Source organism: Desulfitibacter sp. BRH_c19, from assembly GCA_001515945.1.
Classification (GTDB): Bacteria; Bacillota; DSM-16504; order Desulfitibacterales; family Desulfitibacteraceae; genus Desulfitibacter.
Genome location: LOER01000029.1, coordinates 1 through 9,036, shown reverse-complemented (window position 1 = coordinate 9,036; position 9,036 = coordinate 1). Strand labels below are relative to the sequence as shown.

Genomic DNA, 9,036 nt, shown 5'->3' with positions numbered 1-9,036 from the left:
TCCAAACTATCGTTTCCATAGATACGTTACTGGAAACTCAGCAATTGAAGCAGTTAAGGGAATTGGTAACGGCAGGGTAGCATGCTTTACTTCAGCCCCAGGGTCTGCTGGAACATTAGCTGCTGGTGATCAGCTTAAGAGTGCATTTCCAGAATGTAAGATTGCAGCATTAGAACCATATGAGTGTTCTACCCTTGCAACTGGTGGTCTTGGACAGCATAGAATAGAAGGAATAGGCGATAAAATGTGTACTTTGATACACAATGTGTTGACAACAGACTTTGTAACACTAATCAAGGATGATGATTGTGTTAGAGGCCTAAAAATTATTGAAGATGGTCAGGATGTTCTTGTCAAGGCCGGAGTTTCCCAAGTCGCTGCCAAGAACCTGCTTGGAAAGTTAGGTGTCTCATCTATCTGTAATATCTTAGGTGCAATTAAAATGGCAAAACATCTAAGATTAGGACCTGATGACAATGTGGTTACAATTGCAACAGATGGTTTTGACCGTTATCCATCAGTAATAGAGGAGTTAAAGGAAAGGTATCTTGAACACGAAGGAATGGTTTTAGAAAGATGGTTTAATGATATTTTCTTAAAGGCAGACGAAGAAAACATTTACGATTTCCGCAGATCAGATAATAAAGAACAACTATTTAAGCAAAAAGAAAAAGATTGGTTGCCATTTGGTTACTCAAAAGAATATATTGACTCCATGAGAAGTATGAATTTCTGGGAAGAAGAGTTTGCGAAAACACAAAAATACGATAAACTGATTAAAGAACTAAGGTAACAATATATTACAGTACTGAAAGCTATTTTCGGTGCTGTATTTGTCTCTTAACCGACCTAGCATTTGTTAAAAATGGTAGGTTTTTATGTACCTATCATAGATGGATAGCAGCTTCCTGGCTACAAAAATTATATTAAAAATAATATTATTTATTAAGAAATGATAAGTTTCCTATAGTGGATATCAAGCCATTTTTGGAAACTCCAGAAAGTTGGATGATCATGACATGGCATTACAACATGATTCAACCATTGTAGTTTTGATATTTGTAAAGATCTAAACATGGGTAATATAGATGAACGGTTCAACTTACAGTTGTGTTTAAAACTGGGTCAAATTATTAGTTATGTTTCTAAGGGTATAAACACAACCCGTTAGGAAAATCATGACCTTTATTCTATAGACACAAACGCGGCAATTAAAAATTGGGTTAGTGGTCTAAAGGAAGTTGTAATGGTGGTGCAGAACTCCTTGAACCATATATCCAACTATTTAACTAACTAAAATTGTCGACAGGTAGGAAAAAAATGGCAGATTGCATTTAGTTGGACATGCTGGAAAGCCTATCGACAAGGAGAAATTGACTAGCTTTGCAGTCAAAGCTGATTAGGGTAATTCAGGAAAAGGTTAAAACAAACTAAAAAAGTACAAAACCAAAAAAATTATGCAATAAGTAAGGTATTATTTTTGGTTATTTTTTATTAGTCTTGAGCTCCAAGTAGGAAGATTGTTCCTTTAAAAACGCTATTGTTTGTAATGGCATAGCCTACTAACTTGCCGCATATTTTGCTTAAAAAGTATAGTAGGCATACTGTATATTGTAAATATGAAGGGGAGTGAGCTTATGTTAGGTGCAAAGGATTTGAAATTAGTTGCTGAACGTCAAAGGTGCGTAGATGTTTTGTTGGATCAGACTAAATTTGCCGAACGGGTTTTAAAAAACTGTAAAGTTGTTAATGTTCTCACTCGCGAAATCTATGATGCTGATGTTGCTATCGAAGGTAAATATATTTTAATGGTGGGAGACTGTAGTGGTTTGATTGGCGAAAAAACAGAGGTGGTTGATTTAGCTGGAAAATATGTAACTCCGGGATTTATCGATGCCCACATGCATTTTGAAAGTGCCATGCTTACCATAACGGAATTTTCAAGATTATCCTTGCCAACAGGGACTACATGTTTAATTGCCGATCCCCATGAAATCGGCAATGTTCTTGGTCCTATAGGTATTAAGGCTATGGCAGTAGAGGCAGCTAAAATGCCGCATCATGTTTACTGCCGGGTTCCTGCATTAACCCCTGATTCACCAGGCTTAGAGACGGCAGGTTACAATGTAACGTCTCAAGATATTTCGGAAATGCTGGAGTACCCTACTGTATCCGGTATAGGCGAAACTCAGGGAGTAAGTGCTATTAAGTTTGTCTATGAACACAATTACCCTGTGGTCGGGGATACTATTGTTTCAACAGTTTATGCAAGGGGCATGGGTAAAGGGGTAGATGGCAATGCCCCAGAACTTTTTGGAAATGAACTTTCGGCTCATATTATTTGTGGTGGTACAGATATTTCCTGTCATGAAACTACCACTAAAGCTGAAGCGATTGAGAAATTACGTTTCGGTGTATACATGCTAATGAGGGAAGGTTCTACCCAGCGTAATATGCCAGAATGTATCAGGGCAATTACTGAAGAACATTTGGATTCCAGGAGGGCAATCTTGGCTACTGATGATATGTTAGCTGAGGATATAGCAAAAACGGGTCATATGAACGATATTATTCGGCGCACTATACAACAAGGTGTCGATCCTGTAGAAGCTATTCAGATGGCCACAATTAACCCTGCAACTTGGCTTGGTTTAACGGAAATAGGAATTCTTGCTCCTGGCAAACTGGCTGATCTTGCTGTTATTTCCGGTGAACTTAATGAAATGGATATTAGTGAAGTCTACTTGAAAGGTAAACTTATAGCTAAAGACGGCAAGCTTTTGCTTGATCTGCCTTCATATACTTATCCTGAATACGTTAAAATGTCAGTTAAACGTAGTCATATTAGAACTCAAGATTTAATGGTGGCAGCACAAGGGGATAAGGCTAATGTTCGTTGTGTTGGTTTAATACTGGATCAAAACCTGACTAACGCACTTGAAGCTGAAATGGTTGTAGTGAATGATTATGTACAACCTTCTTTAAGTGAGGATTTATTACCCATTGCTGTTGTAGGTAGACATGGTCAGTTGGATATTGGACGTACCTTCGTTAAGGGTTTTGGAATGGAGTCTGGAGCTATAGCTGAGAGTGTCTCTCATGACACCCATAACATTATTGTCATGGGTACTAATTATGAAGATATGGCAATGGCAGTCAACCACGTAATAGATATCCAAGGTGGAGTTGCTGTTGTAAAAGACACCAGAATTTTAGGAGATTTGCCTTTAAGAATAGGTGGACTAATGACTGATGAACTTGTAGCCGATGAATTGACAGAGCAAATGATTACTTTGCATCGAATTGCCGCTGAGGAACTTAAATGCAAAGCTCACGCTCCATTTATGCATCTAGCTTTTTTATCCTTAACTACCAGCCCAAAATGGAAAATAACCGATAAAGGTTTAGTTGATGCCAATAATTATTGTGTTCTTTCAACTATTAAATAGCTATTCATGATTTTTAGAATTAACGAATCTTTTATCTCAAATGGGAGATTCCTGTAATGATATGGTGAGGTAGTGAAATCAAATATTGGACTCAATACAGGCCTAAAAGCAGCATGGGAGCATTAGATGCTACCAGAAGAATATCATATGCTCTCAATTAAATACTAAAAACTCTAACGATATTCTAAGAGGAAATAAAATATTATCAGGGAGGATAAATAAATGAATTTTAATCAAAAGTGGAAAATTATAGATTTAAGTCAAGAGATATATCAAGGAATGCCAGTATTTGGCATGCACCAAAAGACATTTTTTATGGTCAATCAGACTCATGAAGAGAATATGAAGGCAACTGGATCTAAAACATTAGGTTTTTCAGCTAGAAACATGCTAATTAGTGAACATGGACCTACTCATTCAGATGCAGTTTGGGAATTCAATCCTGAAGGTCCAACAATAGAAAAAATGGATGATAGGCTATTTTGGGGAGATGCAATCTGCGTTGATCTTAAACATGTAAGATATCCTAGAGCCATTGAAATTAATGATATTCAAGAAGCACTTGAAAAATATAACGTAGAAATCAGAAAAGGTGATATTTTCTTAATGTATACCGGTCATTATGAAAGAACTTACCCAGATAAGGGCTATGGGGGACCAAATAGTAAACATACAGGTGTTTCTTATGCTGCAGCTGAATGGTTATTTGAAAAAGGTGTTGTTAATATAGGAGTAGATGCTCCAGCAATAGATTTGACACCAGATGATTTGGATTATTCTGGACACTTAGCATGTGGTAAATACGGCACTACAAATACTGAGAATCTATGCAATTTAGATAGGGTAGTAGGAACGAGATTTGTATTTATGGGACTTCCTTTAAGGATTCGCGATGGTAGTGGATCTCCCATTAGAGCATTTGCTTTGGTTCCTAATGAGGAATAAAAGATTTCTATTCTTTTAATTTACCACTAAAAGCAAGAGGTGCCGGTGGTTCTCTCATTAGGGAGATAGTAATTAATAATGATGAATGATAGCTAGGGGGAATTTAATTGAAACAATATATTCATACTGTACCAAACTTTAGTGATGGTCGAAGGACAGAAGTAATCGAAGCTGTTGTTGGTGAGTTCAGAAACAAAAAAGGTGTTAAATTAGTAGGATATTTTCCTGACCCCGACTTCAACAGAACGGTTATTGAAGCAATAGGTGAACCGGAACCTCTGCAAAAAGCTTTGCTTAAGATGACTAAAAAATCTGTAGAACTAATTAACATGGAAGAACAGACGGGCAGCCATCCAAGGATAGGGGCTCAGGATACTATACCTATCTTTCCTCTAAAGGATATTAGTCTGGATGAATGTATAGACTTAGCAGAAATAATTGGCGAACAGGTATATAAGCAAATAGGAATTCCGGTTTATTTCTCAGGTGAAAATGCTAGGAATCCGAAACGGAAAAGTCTTGACTATATCCGCAAGGGACAATATGAAGCATTAAAATTAGTTGCTAATACCCCAGAAAGGGCTCCTGATCTTGGTCCTGCTGCGTTACATCCTACTGCCGGTGCAGTAATTGTTAGCGCAGGAACTAGACCATTAGTTGCCTATAATGTTATCCTGGGAACTAATAATTTGGAAATTGCCAAATCAATAGCCAAAATTGTCAGGGGACCAAGCGGTGGGTTTAGTACTGTCCGAGCTGTGGGTTTGAAATTTACTGAACGTGATCAAGTAGCAGTTTCAATGAATATGTTTGACTATGAACAGACACCTATCTCTCGGACTTATGAACTTGTAAAGATGGAAGCGGGTCGTTATGGGGTACCAGTAGTTGGTTCAGAGTTAATTGGCACTCTTCCACAAGAAGCTCTAGTTCTGGCTGCTGAGTATTTCTTGCAACTAGAGAATTTTAATCGTGAGCAAATCATAGATAACCACTTAGTCGAATTAAATAGAGATTAAACAAGTATAGATAATACCAACTTAAGTGAGGGCATTCCTCAAACTAGTAGTGGAGTGTCCTCTGACATATTATCTCATGTTTTTGAAAGGGGATATCATGCAAGAAAATCTTAGGAATTTTGTTAATAAACTACATAGCACTGATCGAATAGACGGGCTTAATTACATAGACTTTAAAGACTTAGCGGCTCTGCAGTTTGACTACGCTAAAAAGAATAAGACTCTATATATTAATAATCCACATCCATATGAATTTGCTTTTTTAACAAATCTAATGGCTTCAAGAGACATTTTGGCGCAAATACTTGGTTGCCAGGTGAACGATGTGCATAAAAAATTCTTATCTTTACTAAAAGATCCCATTAAACCTACGTTAGTAGCTACAGGTCGATGCCAGGATCAGGTTTGCACAGGCAGGAAAATAGATTTGGGATTATTACCTGCTTTGAAATTTAGCAGAGAAGATGTAGGACCATATCTAACTGCCGGAATTGTAATTGCCAAAGACCCTGAAACTAAAAAAAGAAATATTTCAATCCACCGCATGGAGATAAAAGGTAATAATAAACTTGGAATCAGGCTTGAGCCGACTTCACATTTGTTTCAGATTCAAAATAAAGCTGAAACCATGAATCAAGGCCTTGAAGTAGCTGTTGTGATTGGAAACCATCCAGCCGAATTACTTGCTTCAGTTAGCAGTTTGGATTACGGAGCTGATGAGCTTGATATTGCTGGTGCGATTCGTGGTGAATCATTGGAACTTGTAAAGTGCAAAACTGTTGATCTCGAAGTACCTGCTGGTGCGGAAATAGTAATCGAAGGGTTCATTCCTCATCATACTAAAGAAGTAGAAGGCCCATTTGGCGATTTTATGGGTTATTATGTAGAACCAATTCCCAATCATCTAGTCAATGTTACTGCTATTACCTTTACAAAAGATAACCCGATTTTTCAAAGTATTAGTGCAGGTTCCTTGGAGGATTGTCTGCTTTTAGGTTTTGCAAAAGAAGTGGCAATTTATCAAGCGCTAGTTGCTAAAGGCATTCGTGTTTTCTGTGTTAATGTAAGTCCAATGGTTTTTAATTGTGCTATAGCAGTAACTAAACAAAAAGATAATGAACCTGAGGAAGTAATTAAAACAGCCTTTGAAAATGATAAATGGCTTAAATATTGTGTCGTTGTTGATGAGGACGTAAATTGCTACGATTTGACCGATCTATGGTGGGCTATTGCTACAAGAAGTACACCCAAAAATAATATTATTTACAAAGAAATGCCAGGATTTCCTAGAGATCCATATCAAATTCATCAGGGTAAAATGGGAATTGATGCTACTGTTCCTCTGGACTTAAAGCATTTTTTTAGAAGGGCAAATCCATAGTTTATTTTATTGTACAAATGAAACAAAGGAATATTGACTAAAGTAATGAATATAGTATTGATTCTAGTGCAAAAAAACAATAAAATAGCTATCCTATCAAACAAAACGCAAAGTTTTTAACTAAATAAACACAACATGGGGAATATCTCCTATGCTTGAATCACTAATAGCACACATATTTGCTAATAACATCTTTAGCAAAATCTACATCACTTTTTATGTTTTGCTCTACTGTATAGTTAGTGATAAGCTGGATGGAGAATGTACTAAGTTTTGTGTAAATGGTTAAAAATACCATTAAAGGAGATGATCCATTTATGCAAAACTTACAAGATAAAACTGTTGTAAAAGAGCTAGCTAAAGAATGCCACACTGTAGAAGACGTACACGAAAGAGTAAAAGGTTTGTTTAAAGAAACACTACAGGAAATATTTGAAGCTGAAATTGAAGATCAACTGGGTTATGAAAGACACAGCCCTAAAGGTAATAACTCCGGTAACAGTCGTAATGGTTTTAGTAATAAGACAATTAAAAGAATATGCTAGAAAATAATTATAAGAATATACAAGGAGAATTGAATTGAAACTTATAGTAGCGATTACAGGTTCTACAGGTGTAATATATGGGATATATTTGCTACAATATTTAAAAAAATGGATATGAAAGTCATTTAATAATAAGTCCCTGGGGGGAAAAGAATATAGAACTTGAGACTAACTACAAAACTGATTATATAGAATCTTTAGCTTCATATACATACAACTACTATAATGTTGGTGCTTCATTGGTAAGCGGTTCATATCCTATAGATGGAATGGTTATTGCTCCATGTTGCATGAAAACCTAAAGTGGTTTAGCACATGGCTATACGGGCAATCTAATTAACAGAGCTGCTGATGTATCTTTAAAAGAAAGAAGGCGTTTAGTAGGAGTGTCACATGAGACTCCACTTAACCTAATTCATATAGAAATATGAGTATAGTTACTAGAGCAGGCGGAATAATACTTCCCCTGATGCTGGCATTTTATCATCAACATCTTTGGATGATATTATAAATCAGACAATAGGTAAAATATTAGACCAACTTGGCATTGAAAACAACCTCTTTAGTAGGTGGAATGGCATAGGTGGAGAAGTAAATGATATTTAATATAGGAGAAGGTAGAAGTGAAGTAGTTATTGAAGTTAAGGAACTAGGCTGTGATCTTCTTGTAGTAGTAACAGGAGGGATTTTCACGTAGGAGCAATGGCTTTAAGTCTTCCCCGAAAAAGTTTAAAAAACCCCAGCCACTTCTCAGCTTCAACAAGCATGATTTCTGTACCTGGACACAAGGAAGAGGATTTAAGTATATCCCTCGCAAGGTCAATAAGCAAGGGTACAGCAAGAACCTGTGCCTTGGTTATTGTAATACATTTTGATGATATTACAGAGCAGTAGTTACAGGGCCTATACAAACTGTCAAGCTGGAGTTAAAATGTTGATTAATAGCCTTTACCTTATCCTAATACTTAAATCGGTTAGATTAATTTTACCTGAATATGCAAATTTATCATGTACATTGAATAAGATTTATGACATTATAAGTTAAGTTAATTATAAATACCTATTTATTTGCTGTTGAATTGGTGTTCGGCAGCATTCTTTTTGGGAAATTACTATAATGGAATGTTCATAAACAATTTAGAATAAGATAAAAATTTATAAAAAAGTTTTAATAGGAGGAGATTTTGATGTCTAAACAAAAGATTCCTTTTGGTCCAACTTATGAAGAGATGCTTCACCCAGAAACAATATCCCCAGAAATCAGAGAAAAAGCTTTAAAAGCTAAAGCAGAAAATGAACTGGACCCAATTAATCTCTTTAATATTAGCTGGAAAAACGAAAAAAATGAAGTTAATAAAATTGTACTTCCAAAAGAATTAACAGGTGTTGACGCTAATATAGTCGTTATGCTTGGGACTCCTTTTCCATCTGGTTCTCACAAAGTAGGACCAGCATATGCTACTTTAATGGAAGGATGTGTAGATGGGGATATTATTCCTGGTGAACACACAATATTGGGTCCTTCTACAGGAAACTTTGGGATTGGTGTTGCGTATATTTGTAACCTGATGGGTTATGAAGCAGTTGTAATCATGCCTGATAATATGAGTAAGGAAAGATACGAAAGAATCGAAAAATATGGTGCTAAGCTTGATTTAACACCTGGGACAGAGTCCGATGTTATTCTTACTTTACAA

The 9,036-nt window shown here is 36.2% G+C and carries 6 protein-coding genes and 2 pseudogenes; all 8 read left to right on the top strand.

The window, feature by feature from the left end; genetic code table 11:
- A pseudogene (locus APF76_12820) lies at positions 1-793 on the top strand.
- Between the two features lie 844 nt (positions 794-1,637).
- The gene (locus tag APF76_12815; protein KUO50920.1) at positions 1,638-3,449 is read left to right on the top strand and encodes an adenosine deaminase; all 1,812 of its coding nucleotides are present in this window, start codon (positions 1,638-1,640) and stop codon (positions 3,447-3,449) included.
- Positions 3,450-3,671: 222 nt separating this feature from the next.
- On the top strand, positions 3,672-4,394 hold the full coding sequence (locus APF76_12810) for a cyclase (GenBank protein KUO50919.1): 723 nt from the start codon (positions 3,672-3,674) through the stop codon (positions 4,392-4,394).
- Positions 4,395-4,501: 107 nt separating this feature from the next.
- The gene (locus APF76_12805; protein KUO50918.1) at positions 4,502-5,413 is read left to right on the top strand and encodes a glutamate formiminotransferase; all 912 of its coding nucleotides are present in this window, start codon (positions 4,502-4,504) and stop codon (positions 5,411-5,413) included.
- Between the two features lie 97 nt (positions 5,414-5,510).
- Positions 5,511-6,794, top strand: a complete 1,284-nt coding sequence (locus APF76_12800) for a hypothetical protein (protein KUO50917.1) — start codon at positions 5,511-5,513, stop codon at positions 6,792-6,794.
- Between the two features lie 281 nt (positions 6,795-7,075).
- Complete coding sequence (locus tag APF76_12795) at positions 7,076-7,339, top strand: hypothetical protein (GenBank protein KUO50916.1); 264 nt, start codon at positions 7,076-7,078, stop codon at positions 7,337-7,339.
- 702 nt (positions 7,340-8,041) lie between these two features.
- Entirely contained in the window at positions 8,042-8,233 is a 192-nt protein-coding gene (locus APF76_12790; protein ID KUO50915.1) for a hypothetical protein, read from the top strand.
- A gap of 293 nt (positions 8,234-8,526) precedes the next feature.
- A pseudogene (locus APF76_12785) lies at positions 8,527-9,036 on the top strand.

Bases quoted from the DNA above. Each gene is read 5' to 3' on its own strand.
- APF76_12815 (KUO50920.1), top strand. From the start codon at position 1,638: ATGTTAGGTGCAAAGGATTTGAAATTAGTTGCTGAACGTCAAAGGTGC.
- APF76_12810 (KUO50919.1), top strand. From the start codon at position 3,672: ATGAATTTTAATCAAAAGTGGAAAATTATAGATTTAAGTCAAGAGATA.
- APF76_12800 (KUO50917.1), top strand. From the start codon at position 5,511: ATGCAAGAAAATCTTAGGAATTTTGTTAATAAACTACATAGCACTGAT.
- APF76_12795 (KUO50916.1), top strand. From the start codon at position 7,076: ATGGTTAAAAATACCATTAAAGGAGATGATCCATTTATGCAAAACTTA.
- APF76_12790 (KUO50915.1), top strand. From the start codon at position 8,042: ATGGCTTTAAGTCTTCCCCGAAAAAGTTTAAAAAACCCCAGCCACTTC.